The 21,573-nt window shown below is 30.0% G+C and carries 17 protein-coding genes and 2 pseudogenes; 16 read left to right on the top strand and 3 right to left on the bottom strand.

Annotation, left to right across the window (positions count from 1 at the left end):
* Positions 1-11 precede the first annotated feature (11 nt).
* The 3 genes from pyk (at position 12) to DIC82_02850 (ending at position 5,005) form a co-directional block, all read left to right on the top strand.
* A complete protein-coding gene (gene pyk, locus DIC82_02860; GenBank protein ID AWK50092.1) occupies positions 12-1,433 on the top strand; it encodes a pyruvate kinase in 1,422 nt (473 codons plus the stop codon).
* A 496-nt stretch (positions 1,434-1,929) separates the two neighbouring features.
* Positions 1,930-3,294 (top strand): 23S rRNA (uracil(1939)-C(5))-methyltransferase RlmD, encoded by a 1,365-nt coding sequence (locus tag DIC82_02855; GenBank protein AWK50091.1) that lies wholly within the window; start codon positions 1,930-1,932, stop codon positions 3,292-3,294.
* A 268-nt stretch (positions 3,295-3,562) separates the two neighbouring features.
* A complete protein-coding gene (locus DIC82_02850; protein ID AWK50090.1) occupies positions 3,563-5,005 on the top strand; it encodes an aryl-phospho-beta-D-glucosidase in 1,443 nt (480 codons plus the stop codon).
* Between the two features lie 55 nt (positions 5,006-5,060).
* Here the strand turns inward: DIC82_02850 and DIC82_02845 are convergent, their stop codons facing one another.
* Positions 5,061-5,426 (bottom strand): hypothetical protein, encoded by a 366-nt coding sequence (locus DIC82_02845; GenBank protein ID AWK50089.1) that lies wholly within the window; start codon positions 5,424-5,426, stop codon positions 5,061-5,063.
* Between the two features lie 13 nt (positions 5,427-5,439).
* Complete coding sequence (locus DIC82_02840) at positions 5,440-6,168, bottom strand: DUF421 domain-containing protein (protein ID AWK50088.1); 729 nt, start codon at positions 6,166-6,168, stop codon at positions 5,440-5,442.
* A 426-nt stretch (positions 6,169-6,594) separates the two neighbouring features.
* On the opposite strand from DIC82_02840, the gene DIC82_02835 reads away from it, so the two are divergent.
* The 6 genes and pseudogenes from DIC82_02835 to DIC82_02810 all read left to right on the top strand — a co-directional run bounded on the left by DIC82_02835 (position 6,595) and on the right by DIC82_02810 (position 12,457).
* The gene (locus DIC82_02835; GenBank protein ID AWK50087.1) at positions 6,595-7,380 is read left to right on the top strand and encodes a flagellar motor protein MotA; all 786 of its coding nucleotides are present in this window, start codon (positions 6,595-6,597) and stop codon (positions 7,378-7,380) included.
* Positions 7,381-7,397: 17 nt separating this feature from the next.
* Positions 7,398-8,123 carry a chemotaxis protein MotB gene (locus tag DIC82_02830; protein ID AWK50086.1) on the top strand — a complete coding sequence of 242 codons (726 nt, stop codon included), beginning with the start codon at positions 7,398-7,400 and terminating at the stop codon, positions 8,121-8,123.
* A 389-nt stretch (positions 8,124-8,512) separates the two neighbouring features.
* Positions 8,513-8,647, top strand: a pseudogene (locus tag DIC82_02825) (radical SAM protein).
* A gap of 236 nt (positions 8,648-8,883) precedes the next feature.
* On the top strand, positions 8,884-9,930 hold the full coding sequence (locus tag DIC82_02820) for a CPBP family intramembrane metalloprotease domain-containing protein (protein AWK50085.1): 1,047 nt from the start codon (positions 8,884-8,886) through the stop codon (positions 9,928-9,930).
* A 43-nt stretch (positions 9,931-9,973) separates the two neighbouring features.
* Positions 9,974-11,191, top strand: coding sequence for an amidohydrolase (locus DIC82_02815; GenBank protein AWK50084.1), 1,218 nt, complete (start codon positions 9,974-9,976; stop codon positions 11,189-11,191).
* Positions 11,192-11,278: 87 nt separating this feature from the next.
* On the top strand, positions 11,279-12,457 hold the full coding sequence (locus DIC82_02810; protein AWK50083.1) for a metallophosphoesterase: 1,179 nt from the start codon (positions 11,279-11,281) through the stop codon (positions 12,455-12,457).
* A gap of 195 nt (positions 12,458-12,652) precedes the next feature.
* Here the strand turns inward: DIC82_02810 and DIC82_02805 are convergent, their stop codons facing one another.
* On the bottom strand, positions 12,653-14,347 hold the full coding sequence (locus tag DIC82_02805; protein ID AWK50082.1) for a DDE transposase: 1,695 nt from the start codon (positions 14,345-14,347) through the stop codon (positions 12,653-12,655).
* 120 nt (positions 14,348-14,467) lie between these two features.
* Here DIC82_02805 and DIC82_02800 point away from each other — a divergent pair, with 120 nt between their 5' ends.
* The 7 genes and pseudogenes from DIC82_02800 to DIC82_02770 all read left to right on the top strand — a co-directional run bounded on the left by DIC82_02800 (position 14,468) and on the right by DIC82_02770 (position 21,324).
* Positions 14,468-16,231 (top strand): GGDEF domain-containing protein, encoded by a 1,764-nt coding sequence (locus DIC82_02800; GenBank protein AWK50081.1) that lies wholly within the window; start codon positions 14,468-14,470, stop codon positions 16,229-16,231.
* 33 nt (positions 16,232-16,264) lie between these two features.
* On the top strand, positions 16,265-16,990 hold the full coding sequence (locus DIC82_02795; GenBank protein AWK50080.1) for a MurR/RpiR family transcriptional regulator: 726 nt from the start codon (positions 16,265-16,267) through the stop codon (positions 16,988-16,990).
* Between the two features lie 194 nt (positions 16,991-17,184).
* Positions 17,185-18,777 carry a PTS glucose transporter subunit IIBC gene (locus tag DIC82_02790; protein AWK50079.1) on the top strand — a complete coding sequence of 531 codons (1,593 nt, stop codon included), beginning with the start codon at positions 17,185-17,187 and terminating at the stop codon, positions 18,775-18,777.
* 21 nt (positions 18,778-18,798) lie between these two features.
* Positions 18,799-20,127 carry a 6-phospho-alpha-glucosidase gene (locus tag DIC82_02785; protein AWK50078.1) on the top strand — a complete coding sequence of 443 codons (1,329 nt, stop codon included), beginning with the start codon at positions 18,799-18,801 and terminating at the stop codon, positions 20,125-20,127.
* Between the two features lie 8 nt (positions 20,128-20,135).
* Entirely contained in the window at positions 20,136-20,645 is a 510-nt protein-coding gene (locus DIC82_02780; GenBank protein AWK50077.1) for a PTS sugar transporter subunit IIA, read from the top strand.
* Between the two features lie 11 nt (positions 20,646-20,656).
* A pseudogene (locus DIC82_02775) lies at positions 20,657-21,140 on the top strand (hypothetical protein).
* A gap of 4 nt (positions 21,141-21,144) precedes the next feature.
* Positions 21,145-21,324, top strand: coding sequence for a heavy metal transport/detoxification protein (locus DIC82_02770; protein AWK53020.1), 180 nt, complete (start codon positions 21,145-21,147; stop codon positions 21,322-21,324).
* The last annotated feature ends 249 nt before the right edge of the window (positions 21,325-21,573 follow it).

Below are 21,573 nucleotides of genomic sequence, written 5' to 3'. Positions count from 1 at the left end.
GTGTTAGTTTAATGAGAAAAACTAAAATGATTTGTACAATTGGCCCAGCAAGTGAGGATATGGAAATATTAGAAAAAGTAATGTTAGCAGGAATGAATGCTTCAAGACATAATTTTTCACATGGTGACCACGAAGAACACGGTGGAAGAATTGCAAAGGTTAAAGAATTATCAAAGAAACTTAACAGAGAAATTGCAATAATTCTTGATACTAAGGGACCTGAAATCAGAACAGGAAAGTTCGAACCTAAGAAACTTGAATTAACTAAAGGTACAGAATTTACAGTATATGCTGGAGATATGGAATTAGTTGGAGACGCTACTAAATGTGCTGTTACATATGAAGGATTGGCTAATGATGTTAAACCAGGAAATACTATCTTAATAGATGATGGTTTAGTTGGATTAACTGTTAAATCTGTTGAAGGAAACGCTATAAAGTGTGAAGTTCAAAATACTGGATTCGTTGGAACTCATAAGGGAGTTAACGTACCAGGAGTATCTATTAAATTACCAGCTCTTACTGAAAAAGATAAATCTGATTTAATCTTTGGTTGTGAAGTTGGAGTTACTATGATCGCTGCTTCATTTATAAGAAAAGCATCTGACGTAAAAACTATTAGAGATATACTTGATGCAAATGGTGGAGAAAGAATATTAATTTGTTCAAAAATCGAAAACCAAGAAGGTGTTGACAACATCGATTCTATCTTAGAAGTTTCAGATCTTTTAATGGTAGCAAGAGGAGACCTAGGTGTTGAAATTCCAATAGAACAAGTTCCTGCAGTTCAAAAGATGATGATTCAAAAATGTAATGCTGCTGGAAAGCCAGTTATAACTGCAACTCAAATGTTAGATTCAATGATGAGAAACCCAAGACCTACAAGAGCTGAAGTTTCAGACGTAGCTAATGCTATTTTAGATGGTACTGATGGAATAATGTTATCAGGAGAAAGTGCTAACGGAGATTATCCAGTAGAAGCTGTTGCTACAATGGCTAAAATTGCAGAAGAAACTGAAAAACAATTAACTTATACAGTTGCTGTTTCAAATGCTAAAACTCATACACCAGCTATATCAGGAGTAATATCAAGAGCAGCATGTAATGCAGCTAGTGAATTACAAGCAGAAGCTATTATATCATCAACTCAAACTGGAGCTACTGCAAGAAGAATTTCTCAATGTAGACCAGAATGTCCAATTATAGCTGTTACTTCTGATTCAGTAGTTGCTAAACAATTAGCATTCTCATGGGGTGTATATCCAATAGTTGCTGATAAGATGATATCAACTGATGAAATGTTAGAAAAATCAGTTGAAACTGCTAAGGTATATGAATATGTTAAATCAGGAGATACAGTTGTATTAGCAGCTGGAGTACCTGTTAATGAAATTGGAGCAACAAACCTATTAAAGGTTAGCGTTGTAAAATAAGATTTAAAACATAATACATACAGAGACTTTGGTAATTATTTTACTGAAGTCTCTTTTTTATATTTAAGAATATTTAAAAATTATATGATTTGAAGTTTTCAATGATAGTTAGAAAAATTAATAATATTTAGTGGCTAATATAAGCAAGGGAACATTAGAATTGATAATTAAAAATTCTAGATTGATTTAATTTTATATATTTTATTGTGGATAAATAAAAAAGTTAACAAAAAATTAACATTTATATAAGTAATATTTAATATATAATGTATATTATTGATTTAAAAGAGAGATACTTATTCAATGACTATGGAATTAAATGGCAACTGATTCTGTATTAGCACCGAAAGGTGCTCTTTTTTTAAATAAGACTAAGAGAGATTAAAAAATAACAAGTTGGTATGCTAGTATATCTTGCCTTGCGCAAAATATACATAGCATCGTTGACTTTCTATTTTGATTCATATCCCTAAATTTTAACGAAGGACGTGTGTGCGTGTTAGAAAATAATAAAGAATATATTGTGAAGATTGAATCCTTAGGTTATGAAGGTGAAGGTGTTGCAAAAATAGATAGATATCCAATATTCATACCAGGAGGATTGAAGGGAGAAACAGTAAAAACAGAGATAATTAAAGCTAAGAAAAAATATGCTTATGGAAAACTTATAGAAATAATAGAAAAATCAAATGAAAGAAAAGAACCTGAATGTGGTAATTATAAAAAGTGTGGTGGTTGCACTTTAATGCATTTAAGTTATGAAGGACAATTAGATTTTAAATTTGATAGAGTAAAGGATTGTATAAAGAAAATTGCAGGGTTAGATGAAAAAGTCGTAAAATATCCACTGAGAATGGAGAATGGATATAGATATAGAAATAAAGTTATATATTCTGTTGGATTGGTAGAAGATAAACTTGCAATAGGATTTTTTAGTGAAAAAACTCATGAAATAATTAATATGGACACTTGCCTACTCCAAGATGAGGAAGCTGATAAAATTGTAAGAACTATAAGAGATTGGATGGAAAAGTATTCAATAATACCAGCTAAACAAGATGGGTTGTTTTATGAACAAGGGTTAATTAGAAATATAATGATTAGAAAAGGCTTTAAGACTAAAGACGTTATGGTTGTATTAGTTACTAATGATAAAGAAATTCCTCATAAGGAGGAATTAATAAATCAATTGACTAAAGAAGTTATAAATTTAAAAAGTGTAATTCAAAATATAAATTCGAAAGATACTAATTTAGTTCTTGGAGATAAATGTTCTACTTTATGGGGATCAGATTATATATGTGATTACATAGGTAAATATAAGTTTAACATATCACCTTTATCTTTCTTTCAAGTAAACCCAATGCAAACAGAAGTCCTTTATAATAAGGCTTTAGAATATGCTAATTTAAGTGGAAATGAGACTGTATTTGATGCTTATTGTGGTACAGGTACAATAACATTATTTTTATCCCAAAGGGCTAAAAAGGTTTATGGAGTAGAAATTTTAGAACAAGCAATTGAAAATGCAAAAGTTAATGCTGAGCAAAATAAAATAACTAATTCTGAATTTTATTCAGGTAAATCAGAAGAGGTAATTCCAAGATTAATAGATGATGGAATTAAACCAGATGTAATAGTTGTAGATCCTCCTAGAAAAGGTTGTGATGTTAAATTGTTAGATGCTATAGGAAATGCAAAACCTAAACGAGTAGTTTATGTATCTTGCGATCCTAGTACTTTGGCGAGGGATTTAAAACATTTGAATGGGTTGGGGTATGAGACGGTAGAAGTACAGCCGGTTGACATGTTTCCTATGACGAAGCATGTAGAGTGTGTAGTTTTGCTATATCGTAAGTAGAATTATTATAACAAGATATTTAGTGCGTTGGTAGCTGGAAGTAAGATTCTGGAACCAACGCATTTTATTTTTTATTTTTTGCAGAATATTGAACTTCTTTTTGAATGAAAAGTTATAACATAAAAATATAAAAGATATAGACAAACTTCATGGTTTTATGATAATCTAGATTTATAAAATTGTTAATAAATATGGGTAGTTTCTTATATTAAATGAATACGACATTTAATTAAAAGCAAATAAGAAATATTATACAAGGAGGATGGAAATGTATTTTAAAGAAAAACATGGTTTCCAAAAGGATTTTCTATGGGGAAGCGCATCTGCGGCTTATCAAGTAGAAGGTGCTGCTGAAGAAGAAGGAAAAGGAAGAAGCAATTGGGATGAATTTGTAAGGATTCCTGGGAAAACATTTAAATCTACAACAGGTGATGTAGCAGTTGACCATTATCATCGTTTTAAAGAAGATATTGCTTTAATGGCAGAAATGGGATTAAAGACTTATAGATTTTCAATTTCTTGGCCAAGAATTTACCCAAAAGGTAAAGGCGAAGTTAATAAAAAAGGCTTACAATTCTATGATAATGTAATTGATGAATGCTTAAAATATGGAATTGAACCAATGGTTACAATCTACCATTGGGATTTACCACAAGCTTTGCAAGAAGAGTATAATGGGTGGGAAAGTAGAAAGATAATTGATGATTATGAAAGTTATGCAATAACTCTATTTGAACGTTATAAGGATAAAGTTAAGTACTGGATAACTCTAAATGAACAAAATATATTTACAGCTCATGGATGGATGATGGCAACACACCCACCAGGTAAGAAGAATGATTCAAAGATGTTCTATCAAGTAAATCATCATGCAAACATAGCTCATGCTAAGGCAGTACTTGCATTTAGAAAAATAGTTCCAAATGGTAAGATAGGTGCAAGTTTTGCATTCGGACCATCTTATCCAATTGATTGTTCTCCAATAAACAATATGGCAAAGGCAGATTATGATGATTTACAATCATTTTGGTGGATGGATGTTTATGCATATGGACGTTATCCAAAAGCAGCATTTAAATATTTAGAATCACAAGGCGTTGCACCAAAGTTTGAAAATGGAGATGCAGAGCTTATGAAGGCAGCAGCACAAGTTGACTTTATGGGAGTAAACTACTATCAAACTGCAGTTGTTGAATACAATCCAATAGATGGGGTTGGAATGGCTGAAATGAATACTACAGGTAAAAAAGGTACAGCACAAGTTAGTGGAACACCAGGATTATACAAGAACCCACCAAATCCATATTTAAAAACTACAGATTGGGATTGGACTATAGATCCTATGGGTATAAGAATGTGCTGTAGAACTATCACAAGCAGATATGACTTACCAATAGTTATTTCTGAAAATGGGCTCGGAGCATTTGATAAGAAGACTGAAGATAATAAGATTCATGATGATTATCGTATAGCATATCTAAAAGCTCATGTAGAAGAATTAAAGGAAGCTGTTAATGAAGGTTGTGAAGTACTTGCATACTGCACATGGTCAATAACAGATTTATTAAGCTGGTTAAATGGATATCAAAAGCGTTATGGTTTCATTTATGTAGATCGTGAAGAAGAAGAAGGAGCATCTATGAATCGTTACAAGAAGGATAGCTTCTATTGGTATCAAAATGTAATAAAGACTAATGGTGAAGAACTATAGTTTCAAGATGAATTAAAGGAGTCGTTGATATTTTTATCAATGACTCCTTTAAATCTTAGTTGCCTAATTCTTCCCAATGATCATATGCTTCATTTAATTCAGCAAATGAACTTGACTTATCTTTTGCCATAATTGCACCATGAAGACGGGCTATATTTGTACTAAATAAATTTATTTCATCTCTTTCTGAACTAAATTGAATTCTTTTAACTACCCTTTTCCATGTATTTGATAACTTATCTGTTTTATTATTAGCATCTTCCCAATTTTCGGACTCTATGTCCTGAATGATTATTTGTATTGATTCAGGGATATTATCATCCTTTCCAATAGAACGTTTTAAAATACTACTACTAAACATAATTAATACAAAAAGAGCTAATGTCACTATAGGAATAGTTATAACTAAAAATTTTCTCATGATACTTCACTCCTTAATATGGTCCTTTATAATCACCAATATCAGTTATTTTTACAATATGATCATCATACTTATCTACATACAAAGAGCCAGAAGGAGTTAATGTTGCAAGAAATACTTCGGAAATATGCTTAATTCCCTGTAGCTTAAGTTCATGCATAATCCATTTTTTAGTTTTATTAAGTTGTTTTAGATTTTGATCTATAAGTATTCCATCATAAATAAGTTCTGTGCTTATACCAGTTGATGCTTTAGTAATATTCATATCTTGAGCTGTTAAAGGCTCATACTCTGGTTTTTTAAGTACAGATAACTGACCATTTGGTTCAATGATTGCAAAATCCACTTGTGACAAGTCAAAAATATCTTTATTTCTTAATAACGCCATAATATCGGATACTGTATACTTCATTTTTCGCAATGCATTTTCCATTATTTTACCACCCATAATAACAATTGTAGGTTCTCCATCTATATATTTGTCAGCATATCTCCATTTCATAGTGATATATTCCATTACATATCCAAGCAAAGCCCAAGTGAAAAGGCCGACAAAATGTGGCCATGCTCTGCTGGACAAATCTGTAGTAAGACTTGCGGCAATAGATCCAATTGTTATTCCAAGCACATAATCGAAAAATGTTAATTGACTTATTTGTTGTTTACCTAATATCTTCGCAAAAATAAGTAAAGAAAAGAATGCGATAATAGATCGCACAAGAACTACTAATCCTTCATTCAATTTTCACACCTCCTCATCTTAAATATCCATAATATATAGTTATTATCTAACTTAAATTAAATTTTATACTATACATAATATAGGACTGATGGAGTATTTAATTTTCGACAAAGAAGAATAAGAAAATATGAACGTTAATAATGTTTATTAAAGAAAATAAATAATCAAATACAGGCATATATAATTCAATGTAAGCTACAGGAATAGGCCTTTCAAATATTATAATAAATTTCATTATTGTGACAATACATATAAAAATATGGTTTTCGATTAACTAATATTATGGTATTATATTTTTAGAAGAAATTTGAAGAATATGAGGGAAAATTTGAATTATTACAATTATATTAGGTGAAATAATTAAAGTGCTAAATGAAGATTTAGTATTTGACGAATTGAAGAACACATATTAAAAGGAGGACAAACATGGATATATTTTTGATTACAGGTCTTATTGGCGGTTTTGTAATTGTAGTTGCCGCTATGATAGAAAAAGGGGCGAGTCTTTCTGTACTACTAAGTCTTGAAGCAATAATGGTAATTCTTGGTGGTACCGTAATTGGATTAATGAATTCTTTTCCAAAAGGTGAGTTTCTTAAAATTGGTAAAGTTTTTGGGGTCCTTTTTAGTAATAAGAATAAACAAGAGCCTAGTGAAATTATTATGCAACTTGTAGAAATGGCTCAAACAACTAGAAGGGATGGATTATTATCTCTTGAAGGTACTATAAATGGATTAGAAAACAAGTTCTTAAAAAAAGGATTAGAGATGGTAGTCGATGGTTTAGAGCCAGACCTTATAAAAGAAGTATTAGAAATAGAAATTGAGAGTATGGAAGAAAGACATCGTCTTGGTATTACAGCCTTTTCATCAGCAGGAGGTACAGCACCAACCCTTGGAGTTTTAGGAGCTGTTATTGGACTGATTGGTGCTCTTGGAAATCTTAATGATATTGACAAACTTGGAGAGAGTATAAAGTCAGCTTTCGTTGCAACCGTTTATGGTATTTTTACTGGATATTTAATTTGGCATCCATTTTCAAACAGATTAAAAAGAAAATCTTTAGAAGAAGTAACTAGTATGAATATTATGCTTGAAGGAATCTTAGCTATTCAAGCAGGGAATAATCCAAAGAGTATTGAAAGAAAACTAGTAGGGATGATAGAACCAAGCAAAAGAGGAATATTTGAAGAAAACAATAGTGAAAAATAATTTAAAGGAGAGTAATGATGAGAAAGAAAAAAGAACATCATGAAGAGCATGTTGATGAAGCATGGCTTCTTCCATATTCAGATATGTTAACACTCCTATTAGCACTATTTATTGTTATGTTTGCTATGGGTCAAACAGATGCAGGAAAGTTTAAGGCAATGAGCGAACAATTTAATATTATTTTTGCAGGTGGTAGTGGTGTAATGCAACAAGATGGTAACTCAGTTATCCCTATGGAGATTTCACCAGGACAAGCTGAGTATGACAAGATGTCTGAAGTAAAAAAAATGTTAGAGGAAGAAATTACAAAAGAGGGTTATTCGGATAAGGTTAAGGTTGATCTTAACAATGAGGGACTAGAAATTTCAATACAAGATGCTGTGCTTTTTAATACCGGTGAGGCAGATGTGAAAAACAATTTATCACCATTACTTGTACAAGTTTCAAATCTGCTTCAAGGCTTAGATAATCAAATTAAAGTTGTAGGGCATACAGATAATGTACCTATTAAGAATGATAAATTCCAATCTAACTGGGAATTAAGCTCAATGAGAGCTATAAATGTAATGAATTTTATCGTCAGCTCAGGAAAAATTAGTGCAGATAAAGTATCCATTCAAGCTTATGGTGAATATATGCCTAAATTTGAGAATACCACAGAGGACGGTAGAGCTAAAAATAGAAGAGTAGAAATTATTGTAGTTCGAAAGTATCCGTCAGCTACAGAAGAAAAATCAAATTGATAAGAAAAATTAAAAACTATTTAATTAAATAGAGATTTGAGGATAATAAAAAGCATTCAATTTAAGTGAACAACATTCTGTTAATTATGCAGGGTATAGTTCAAGCTAATTGAGTGCTTTTTCATAATAGCTTTTTTCATTTTCAACGGAAAAGATAAATATAGGCAAGCTATTATAATATTTCACATAATTAAGTGATATTTTTAACTATATAATAACTTATTAATAATATATATTTATAATAATACATATATATTATAAATTATAATGTGAAGTACGTTGCTATGTTAAAATTGGTATACTAACTTTAGATATCTTTGAAAAGTTATTTTAAGACGCTTAATTTAGTATAATGAAAAGATATATATAGAATTAAATGGAGGGCAATAATGGAATTCATAACTGCAAAAACAATTATATCAGGATATGCTGAGCATAATGAGCGGTTTGGGAAGAATTATAATATGAATATCTACAAGGGATGTTGTCATGGATGTATTTATTGTGACAGCCGTAGTGAATGTGATAGATTTGGAATATTATATAAAATGGAAGATATTATTGCTGCTTATAAGAAGTGGTACGAGGACAATCAAATTTCCATGTTTTGATTTAAAAAAATTAATAAAACTATTGATATGGTATAATAATATTAAACTTTGCAGAGATATTTTACCCTCTTAGGGTATAGGTTCAACTAATGTCTAGATTGAGATTACCCCAACTCGAATCAAGTTTCACTTGATAATTAATTAATGGAATGGTAGGTAAAGAGATGGTAAATGATTTTCAACAAGAAATTGAGGGCAGGAAATTAAGAATAAAAAATGATATGAAGAAAACTGGCGGAAATTGTGCAAGAATGCTTCTTATACTGGCGATATTAGTATATGTAATAGGATTTGTAATTATATTAGGCATTAAAATTAGGGGGAGAGTTTTAGGTATAGATATAACAACTAATCCTGAAATAAATACTATTTTAGGGATTTCTAAAGATAAGTATAATTTTTTGGTAGGATATCTTCCCTGTATAATTGGAGATATAGTAGCAATTATAATAGCAATGAAGACTACAAATATAAAATTTAAAGAAGACATATTTAACAAAAATAAATCACCTAAAATATTTATATTATTAGGAACAATTTCTTGTATAGGAATAGGAATGATTTCAAGCATAATCTATTTAACATATTCAACAATTATTAAACGGTACGGTATAATTATTCCAGAGCCAGATTTTAGTTTTCCCGCACAAAGTAAATATTTAATATTGTTTCTAATATATGCATGTTTACTAGGACCTATATTAGAAGAAATAATATTTAGAGGTTTTATACTTAAGAGTATGCAAAAGTATGGAAACTTAACAGCAATTATCGTATCTTCTATTTTATTTTCTATGTTTCATTTAAACTTGGTTCAATTTGTTAATCCTGTATTAATGGGAATTGTTTTAGCATTTATTACTATTAAGTCTAAGTCCATTGTACCATCAATAATAGCGCATATATTTAACAACACAATAACTTTTACAATGACAAGAGTGTCATTGATTGACATGCAGTTACTAAAATCCATGTCTATAGCTATATATGCTTTTGCTGGAATTTTAGCGCTTACAGCATTTATTATTAAATATGGGAAAGACTTCGCTCAAACAATAAAAGAGGACAATAGAATACTAAAAACTCATGAAAAAGTTAGGTATTCTTTTAGTGGAATATGGGGATTGTCATATATAACATTTTATGTGATATTTGTAGTTGGAATTATGATAGTAACTAATGTAATAAAGAAGTAATGTATTTTAATGAATAATTAAGAATTAAATAAGGGGGATTAATATGATGAATAAGATATTATTATCAATAATAGAGAATTTGAACGATGAGCTTATAGGTGTGTATCGTAAATTACATGAAAATCCTGAATTGCCTAATGAAGAATTTGAAACAACAAAGTGGATAAAGAAGTTATTGAGAAAAGTAGATATAGAAGTTCTTGATTTACCACTAGAAACAGGGCTTGTAGCTCAAATAAAAGGAAATCCTAATGGACCAGTTATTGCTATTAGATGTGATATAGATGCATTGCCGATTCAAGAAGAGACAAGTTTACCTTATAAGTCTAAAATTAATGGTAAGATGCATGCATGTGGACATGATTTTCATACAGCAGTAATTTTGGGAGCGGCTTATTTAGTTAAAAGGCATCAAACATCTTTAATAGGTACGGTAAAATTTATTTTTCAACCAGGAGAAGAGAGTGCAGATGGGGCCAAGAAAATTTTAGAAACAGGTGTTTTAGATGATGTAGAGGCAATTTTTGGAGTACATAATGTTTCTGATGCAGAAGTTGGTATTATGGGGATGAAACCCGGAGCTATGACTGCAGCAGTTGATAGATTTGAAATTAAAGTCACAGGTGTTGGAAGTCATGCAGCTAAACCAGAAAGAGGAATAGATCCAATCATAATTGCAAGTAACATAGTTACTTCTCTTCAGACAATTGTTAGTCGTAACATAGGTGCAACAGAAAAAGCACTTTTAAGTGTAACACATATAGAGGGTGGAAATACGTGGAATGTAATACCAGAAGCTGCATATCTTGAAGGAACTGTTAGAACATTAAATGAAGATATACGTGAGTTAATATCTAAAAGAATGAAGGAAATAATTACTGGAATAGCACAATCTTTTGGGGGAAGTGCAGAACTTATTTGGCATTCAGGATCACCAGCAACTAATAATACGGCAGAATGGGTTGACTTTGGTACTAAACTTGGGAAAAGGGCAGGCTATAATGTTAAACAGATTTCTATGGGATTAGAAGGAGAGGACTTTGCATACTATCAAAAGAAGATACCGGGGGCATTTATTATTATAGGAACAGGATTATCTTATGCACATCATCACCCTGCGTATCAAGTAGATGAAAAAGCAATTTTAAATTGCTCAAAATACTTTGCTCATTTAGCAGAAGGTGGATTAAAAGAAATATTGGATAAAAAATATACACCTCTAAAAAAGCGCGAAGCGCAACCAAGAACTTTTGACTGTTAAATTATTGGATTATTGAGTTTTCTCATTGAAGTTGTAATTTGTAACTTACAATTATTCTATGTCAATTGAAAAGAGGTAAATAAAAAAATGAATACTAAGGTGATTATATTAATTTTTATTGTATTAGGTTTATATATTAGCCTTTGTTATTATATTGGCTTAAAAGGGAAAAGAATATTTTTACATGGGCGCTTAAAATTTAAATATAGATGGTGTTGGTTAATATATTGGTTGATATATTGGACTGTTGCCTTAGCTTTTATTTTAAGGGATATATTTATGGGCATATTAACTACAGATAATTGGATAACATCTATAGTTACATTGATTGGTACAACTTATCTTGGTATTTTTATTTATTCAATAATGATATTTTTTGTGGTAGATATTATAAAGTTTATTTTAAAGAAGATTAATATTGGTCAACCAATTAAACAAAACCTAAAAAATATATATTGTAATGGAATTTCGGTATTTATAATAGTATTTATTGTTGTTGGTTTAGGGATTCGGAATGCTCAAAATCAAGTTGTAACTAATTATGAAGTAAATATTAATAAATATGCAGGAAAAATCACTTCATTAAATGTTGTTATGATTTCTGATGTTCATATGGGAATAACAATAAAAGAAAATGGCATTAATAAAATGGTAAATTCAATAAATGAATTAAATCCAGATATAGTTTTATTTTGTGGGGATATATTTGATGAAAATACAACTACAAATTTAAAAGAATATTCTAGAGAAACATTTAAGAATATAAAATCCGAGTATGGAGTATATGATATTACAGGAAACCATGAATATGGTACCGGTGATTTATCACAAACTATTTCATACTTTGAAGATGCAAATATCAAGTTTTTGCAAGATGAGTCAATAAAAATAGCAGAGAGCTTTTATGTAGTTGGAAGAAATGATCCAGCAAACAGAAGAGTAACAGGACAAGAAATAAAACCGTTAAGCGATATTTTGAAAGATGTTGATAAATCACTTCCGATTATAGTTTTAAACCATAGACCAGAGAACTTAGAGGAAGCAGAAACAGAGAATGTGGATTTACAACTTTCAGGGCATACGCATAAAGGACAGATATTTCCAGGTAATCTTATTACAAACTATTTAAATGAAAAGGATTATGGGCATTTAATAAAGGATAATTTCAATTTAATTGTAAGTTCAGGATATGGAACATGGGGGCCGCCAATAAGAATTGGAAGTGAAAACGAAATAGTAAATATTAAGATTAACTTTAAAACATAGGGTTTCCCAATGATAATTGAAATTATTATTGAGAAACCCTATATTACAATCTTTTGTAGTTTAACCAGTACAATTTATATGGTAATATATACATAATATATATGTTGGTAATTTGTGTTAAGTATTTAGACGAGCATCTACAAGGTTTAAATTTTAATGTTATGATTAAACCACAAAAACTATAAAGTATCGTGATTAGTTTGACAGCTTTGCTTCAAATTCTAAAAAATATAATTTAAAACAGTTAATTATTACAGCAACTATACATGCAATTATATTGAGAAAACACTCTATGCCACTTTCAAGAAACTGTTTTAACAGTTTCTTGAAGTTATAGGCTGCGATTTTAAATCCAACCCATAATTTTGAGCGCAATAATCCCCGGATAGGCATGGTATCAATTTTATATCTTCTCCTCAAAACAGAAGGAATACCTTCTATACCAGCCCTTTTATTTGCAAGCTTTATATACTCACTCTCGTGCATTTTTTCTCTTTGAGTAGCTGTATTATAAGCTTTTTCGCTAACTCTTATGGTATTAAATTTCTTTGATATTTTCTTTGGACATTGTGAATTTAAAGGACATTTTTCACATGTACTGGAGTCAAATTTGGCTGTATAAGATTTTGAACTATAATAAGACTCTACAGGTTCGACTCCGTTAGGACAACAACTTATTACATTTTTTTCGTCATCTACAATGAATTTTGAATAACTCAGTTTATCAGTAGATACTTTTCTGCCAACTAGTTGACTTGGAATCATTTCAATTCCTTGTTTTAAAGCATTTTTGGCTTTTTCTTGTTCATAGTAAGCACCATCAACTAGTAGTTTACAGTTTGAATTTTTATTTTGTGAAGCTAAATTAGCAATAACATCATCAGCAAATTTTGAATCGCTGTGAATATTTTGCTTAAGGTCATAGCCTGTTATAACACTGTTTTTATCATTAAATGATTCTTGTATATTAACAACATAACCAACGTTACCACCATATTTTTTTCTGTAGGTTGCATCTTTGTCAGTTGGATTTTGTAAACTAGTTGAAGTTATATCTTTTGAATCTTTAATAACTAAATTTTTTGCAGCATCTTCTGTAGTTTGGTCCTGAATAACTCTATTTAAAAGTTGAAACTCTTCTGTTGAAGTAACTATATCTCCAGCTTTCAGAGCGATATTGTATAGAATTTTAGAATGTTCGATTAAAATTGAAAGTTTTGAATCAGCCTTTAAATCTTGAGTTCTATATATAGTGTCATTTTTATGCCCCTTTTCAAGGTACGGTTTTAGTTCATCACTTATAATAGGTGGATTTATTATATTTAGAGCTTTAATAAGTCTGCTATTTATAGAATATACTAGCTCAATTCTACTTAATTTTTTGCATGATGAACTAACCATTAACGAATCCACTCTAACTTTTTTATTATCAACAGATAAATACTTAGCAATGCTTTCGGATAAAGCTTCAACTTCAGCTTTTATTAAGTCTTCATTAGTTGACGCTTCATATTCAACAAGTCTGTTTCTAAAATTTGTTAGAGTATTTATAGATACTGGTTGTGTTTCATAATTAGTTGTATTTAAAGCATATTGATATCTTACATCGAAATGAATAGAGCCGATAAGCTCTTCATCAGTCTGCTGAAATATTTCTTTTATAATTAGTAAGCCAAGAATAACATTAATAGGTGAATTAGGCCTTGAGGCTTTATTGCTATATAAAACCGAAAAACGCTCCTCATTTATTCGCGGAAAAATATGATCCTTAAATGCCTTAGCCCAACTTTTATTTAAAATATCTTGAAGGTATTTTGGCATTTGGTTGATTGGTTCAAATAATGAAGTTTGTTGAAGGTCATTTTTGCAAAACATAGTAATTCTCCTCATACGTTTAATTTTATAATGCTATTATATCATTAAATTCTAATTGGATGATATTTGTCAGCTTTTTGTGGTCTAATCATGTTATAATTATTTTATATAAACTTAAAGAGGAGAAAATATGATATGGAGTACAAACTGTTCAAATTATTAGTGGATAATATTCTACAACCTATATGGATAAAAGATCTTGATTTGAGATTTATATACGTTAATAAAGAATATCAAAATATATATAAAGGTACAAATAAGGATTTTATTGGACTGAAAGATGAAGAAATTTTTAATGGAGCAGTAAATAATGAATTGCGTGGATATTATAATTTAGTTATAAATTCATTGAAGCCCATAACAGAACAAATATGTTTAGATGGAAATTATAGAAAAGTCACTATAATTCCATTAATTGATGAAAGTGAACAAATAATTGCTATAGCTGGTATATATACAAATTTAGATATTATAAATGAGAAGGATAAGATTATAGAAGAAAAAGAAAGAGTATTAAAGATAGTAATGGAAACATTGCCAGGTATGGTTTTTTATAAAGATAAAGATGGGAAATATGTTTATACAAATAAGAAATTTGATGAGTTTTATAATGAAAAAGGAACAGATGAATTTGTAGGGAAAACAAATTTTGATATACATGCTTCAGAAGAATTAGCAATTAAATATACAAAAGAAGACAATGAAGTTATAAAAACAAAGCAAAGCATAAAAACTGAAACAATACTTCACTCAGATGACGGAAAAGACATATATACGGCAGCGGTAAAAGTACCTGTAATAGATAAAAATAATGAAATTGTTGGTGTAGTTGGACTAATTTTAGATGTTACTGAAAATAAAAAAGTAGAAGAAGAGTTAAAACGTGCAAGTTTTACAGATATTTTAACTGGCTTATATAATAGAACTTATTTTGAAGAAAGGGCAAAGACACTTTTAGCAAAAGAACATCTTCCACTAGGAGTGATAATGGGAGATGCAAATGGCTTGAAATTAGTAAATGATACCTTAGGGCACCGTGAAGGGGACGAGTTGCTAAAACTTATAGCTCAGGTTCTTAGAGATGTTTGTGATGATAGACAATTAATATTTAGAATAGGTGGAGATGAATTTGTAATTCTAGTTCCCAATAGTACTGATTATGAGTGTGAAAACATTATTAAAAAAATATTTGAACAGTGTAAACTTTATAAGCATGACTTAATTGATATAAGTATATCTTTAGGTGCATCTATAACTGATAATATAAATAAAAGTATATATGAGGCTTTAAAGGAAGCTGAAGATAAGGTGTATAGGCAGAAGTTGTTACAAAAAAGTAGTTTTAACAGTTCGGTGATGTATTCATTGCAAACAGGACTTCAAACTAAAAGTTTAGAAACAGAAGAACATACAGATAGAGTTTTAAAACATTCTTTGATTATTGGGGAAAGATTATCACTTCCAATCTCTGTAATGGATGAACTTACAATAGTTGCTAAACTTCATGATATAGGTAAAATAGGTATAAACGAAGAAATACTACTGAAATCAGGAAGATTAACAGATGATGAATTTGAAATAGTTAAAACTCATACGGAAAAGGGATATAGAATTATAAAAGCTTCTAATCAATTAGATAATATTGCTAAAGGTGTATTAACACATCATGAAAGATGGGATGGAGAGGGATACCCTCTTAAATTAAAGGGAGAAAGTATACCGTTAATATCTAGAATTGTTAATATTGCAGATGCATATGATGCCATGACTAGTAATAATATTTATAAAAAAACTTTTAGTAAAGAAGATGCTATTAAAGAATTACAAAGATGTTCAGGAAAGCAATTTGATCCTGATATAGTTAAAATATTCGTAGAATATCTAACACAAACTAATTAAGAGTAAATATGTTATACAATATGGAGGAATCAGATGGAGTTTGATATTTATAAAATTGCTGATAACTATAAATTGACGGAAATAGAGAGACAAGTGCTTGGGTATATAGTGAAAAATAGTGAGACGGTATTAGATAAAGGTGTAAGGGAAGTTGCCAACATTAATTATACTTCTGCATCAACAGTAATTAAATTATCAAAAAAGTTAGGTTATACTGGTTATACTGATATGTTATATCGCTTGAATTTCATAATAAAAAACCATAAAAAGAATCAAGAACATACTTCTGACATCACTAGTTTCATATCTCATATTGATAAAAAAAAGATAGATATCTTTATATCCATGTTAATTAAACATAGAGAGGATATAATTTTTATAACAGCTACTGGTTTTTCTTCCCCCATTGCAGAATTTTTCTGGAGAAAGATGTTGGTATTAGGATTTAAATGTATCAAAACAAATTCTTATGGAGTGTATGATAATAATCAAATAGGTGGTGCTTTAGTAATTGGAATATCCAAAAGTGGAGAGACTGAAAGCGTAACGAAAGTTATAGATTATGCAGTTAAAAATGATCTGGATATCATTACATTTACTGGAGAAAAAGTGAATCATATGGCTAAAGAATCGACTTTGAATTTTTCTATATTGGATGATAAAGAATTAGATGATCGAAATATTACTGCGAATTATTTTTATGCTAGAGTGATGATTATTATGGAATACCTATTAGATAAAGTAATAAATAATATATAAGCCGCTTAAAAGGTTGCCTTAAGATTAATTCTGGAGGCAGCCTTTTTTCGTATAAAGAGGTAAACATGTTTACTTTTTGCTCAACATGTTACTGAAATGCCTAAAACTATTAACACAGTTTGTAAATCATGATATTATATGCCTAGGTAATTACCAAAGGAAAATATTATAAGATTAGAGAGGGGTAAATTTAAATGAAAGACAAGATTTTAGATAGTATGCAAAAGTTTGCTAAGGCTATGATTGGACCAGTATTATTCTTGCCTATTGTGGGGATGTTGATTGCATTAACTGCAGTTTTTACTAATACAACTTTCGTTACAGAAGGAGGACTAATTTGGAAGACAGGAAAATTCTTCAATGGTATGCTGTCACCGATTATGGGGAATTTAAGTATTCTGTTTTGCGTTGGAATTTCAATTGGTATGTCAAAAAAGAAAAAATCAGATGCAGCATTTATATCTATAATGTCTTATATATTATTTTTAGGTGCTAACAGTAAGTGGTTAGAATTATCAGGTAAATTAATTAAGGGTGATACAGCAAGTACTTTATATGGTACTGGACAAACAATTCAACTGGGATTTCATGTAACCGATATGGGAGTTTTTCTAGGCATGATTTTAGGAGTTTTAGTGGCTTTAGTTCACAATAAGTATGGAAACACAGAATTTAAAGGTGCCATGGCTCCTTATGGTAATAGTAAATTTGTATTTGTTATTATGATTCCTGTGATTACAATATTTAGTATTGGAACAACATATATTTGGCCTACCATAGCAAATGGAATTACAGCACTTACAGGATTTATGAGTACAGCAGGGCCATTTGGTGTATTTGTTTATGGATTTTTAAATAGATTCTTAGTTCCAACTGGACTCCACCATTTGATTTGGTCACCATTCCTATACTCTGCAGTAGGTGATCAAATGATTATTAATGGGCAAAATGTAATTGGAGCAAAACCTGTATTTTTAGCATTACTAAATGATCAGACAATAACTATGATGCCGGATTCAGCAAGATTTCTGACTTATGGTTTAGTTAAAACCTTCGGTGTAATTGGTGTTGCTTTAGCATTTTATTTTACAGCTAAAAAAGCAAAGCGTAATAATTTAAAAGCACAGTTAATACCATCAACTTTAACTGCTGTAATTGCAGGTATTACAGAACCATTAGAATTCACATTTATTTTTGCAGCACCATTATTATGGTTTGTATATTCCGTAATTGATGGATTATTTCAAATGTTAGTGTATATAGTTGACGTAAGAGTTTGTGCAACAAATGGTATTTTAGATTTCCTTGTTATAAATTTACCTGCAGGTATTAGCAGAACCCATTGGCCTATATATGTATTAATAGGACTAGTTGAAATAGTTGTTATATTTGTAGTATTCAAATTTATGATTGAAAAAATGAATTTGAGAACACCTGGAAGGGAAGAAGATAATACAGATACTACAATTGATTTAAATAAAAATGCAGCAAAAGTTAAACAAGACATGAAAACAGGTAATAAAAATGATAGCCTTAATGCCGATAGAGAAAAGGCTCTAACAATTATTAAAGCCTTAGGCGGTAAGAGTAATATAGTAACTGTAGAAAATTGTTTTTCAAGGCTTAGAGTAGATGTTATTGATAATAGTTTAATTGATGAAAAAACATTAAAAACTACTGGAGCAGCTGGAGTTGTAAAAAAGGCAAATAATATACAGGTTGTTTATGGTCTTTCAATTAATAAAATTAGAACAATTGTAGATGAAGCATTAGAAACAATAGAATAAAATTAGGGAGGAATTATTGAAATGAAAACATTTAAACTAGTAATCGTAGGCGGAGGAAGTACTTATACACCAGGAATTGTAAAAAGTTTACTTTCAAGAAAAGAGGAATTCAAAATATCAGAATTGAGATTATATGATATAAATGAAGAACGTCAAAATAAAGTTGGGGTAATAGTAAAGAAAGTTGTTGAAATGTTTGACCCGGAAGTTAAGCTTATATTTACTACTAATCCAGAAGAAGGCTTTAAGGATGCTGATTTTGTATTTGCTCAAATGCGTGTTGGCCTATATAAAATGAGAGAATTAGATGAAAAAATTCCGCTAAAATATAATGTAGTTGGACAAGAAACATGTGGACCAGGGGGATTAGCATACGGTCTAAGAACTATATATCCTATGGTAGAAATGATTGATTTCTGCGAAAAACATGCTAGTAAAAACTACTGGATTGTTAATTACTCTAATCCAGCAGCTATTGTGGCAAAAGCTATGTATAAATTAAGACCAAATGCAAGAATTTTAAATATATGTGATATGCCAGTTGCTATAATGAGAAATATGGCTAATATTTTAGACTGCGATAGACATGAAATTGAAGCAGATTACTTTGGATTAAATCATTTTGGATGGTTTACAAAAATTAGAGTAAGTGGTGAAGATAAAACAGAGGAATTAAAAGCATATGTAGCAGAATATGGCTATATTCCACCAAATTCTAGGAGTGAAGTAAGACATAATGATGCGTCATGGCTTCACACTTTTGATAATGCTAAACATATAATGAAAATGTTTCCTAAATATCTTCCAAATACCTATATGCAATATTATCTTTTAGGCAATAAAATTGTAGAAGAATCAGATAAAAATCATACCAGAGCTAATGAGGTAATGGAAGGTAGAGAAAAGAAAATATTTACAGCAGTAGAACAATATAATGTTACTGGTGAAATTGATTTAACACAATTCTTTACAGGTGTTCATGGAGAATTTATTGTAGAAGTAGCTATGAGTTTAGCATATGATTTAAGAAAAAGACACTTAGTTATGATTGAAAATAATGGTGCAATTAAAAGTTTACCAGATGATGCTATGGTAGAAGTACCTGCATATATTACTAAAGATGGTCCAGAACCAATACGTGTTGGAGAAATACCGACTTTCTACAAAGGTTTAATTGAACAACAAGAGGCTAGTGAAAAGTTAGTGGTTGAAGCTGCAATTGAAGGTTCATATGAAAAGGCACTTATGGCATTTACAATGAATAAAACAGTTCCATCTGCTTTTATTGCAAAACAAATTTTAGATGAGATGATTGAAGCTAATAAAGAATATTGGCCAGAATTAAAATAGGAGAGTATATGTTTAAAAATATATTTAAGAAAAAGAGAGATAAAGTCTTATATGCATTTGCAGATGGCACTAGTGTAGATTTAAGTGAAGTTAAGGATGAAGTATTTTCACAAAAAATGATGGGCGACGGAATTGCCATTAAGCCAAGTGATAACAAAATATTTTCTCCATGTAATGGATTAATTGTCACAGTAATGAAGGAAAGCATGCATGCTATTGGAATAAGAACTGATGATGGTATAGATCTTCTTATACATGTAGGGCTTGATACCATAAATTTAAAAGGTGAAGGATTCACTTTATATTGTGAAGAAGGGAAATACATAAAAAAAGGTGATTTGCTTCTGACCTTTGATAAAGAACTGCTAAAAGAAAAAGTAATAGATGACATTACTATGCTTATCATTGCAGATCCAAATAATCATGAAATCTTAAATCTTCATATTGGAGAAATTATGAAAGTTGAAGAAAGCATTTTAATTGAATATCAAGTAAAGCTTGAGTCCGATGGGGTTTGATTCCTATTTGAATCTTAGTTGAACTTATCCAGGAGCGTGCAGCAGTTATCATAACTTTAATAACCCCTGGAAAATATTTAGAAGCAATTTCAAAAGGTAAGACATCTCAAGCAATTAAGGCTTTGATGGGACTAACACCCAAAATCGCAATAATTATACGTGATGGTAATGTAGTAATTGCTTCTGTTCGAGAAGTAATTGTTAGAGATACAATTTTAGTTAAACCAGGAGAAAAGTTATCTGTAGATGGAGAAGTTATTGAGGGAAGTAGAATCAATGCTCATTGGTGAAAGTATCCCTGTGGAATATAGTATAGAAAGTAATGTAATAGAGGCGAGTATTAATAAAACAGGATTTATTAAGTATAAAGCCACAAAGGTTGAGAAATATACTGAACTTTCTCAAATTGTTAAGTTAGTTGAAGATGCACAAGGATCAAAGGAACCAATAGCAAAACTTGCAGATGCTATAGCTAAACAAGTAAATATTGATTGAAAGAATGAGTTGCGAACATTGTGTAGGTCATGTAAAGGAGGCTTTAGAGGGTTTAGATAAAGTAACTTCAGTAGAAGCTGGTCTTGAAAATAACTGTGCAATATTTGAAACTACGAATAGTGATGAAGAATTAAAAGCAGCAATTGAAGAAGAAGGTTATGATGTAGTTAAAATTGAAGAATAGAATTTTATTATAATATGGTCAATGAGGTCATTGTATTTTCACTAAATCATTACTAGGACGTAGAATAAAAAGTATTCTATATGAATCAGTATAAAAAATGATCAAGTGAAATATGATGGCTTTCTTATTGAATATGAAGTTTCTCTAAAGTTTAAAAAATAATAGAATTAAAAAGTAAAACAAGTAAAGTATTAATTGACAATATTATTGCAGACCGGGAAAATGATTATATGATAAATAAAGAATGTA

Source organism: Clostridium beijerinckii (assembly GCA_003129525.1).
GTDB lineage: Bacteria > Bacillota > Clostridia > Clostridiales > Clostridiaceae > Clostridium > Clostridium beijerinckii_D.
The sequence above is the reverse complement of the archived record's forward strand: the minus strand, read 5'-3'. Positions and strand labels throughout refer to the sequence as shown.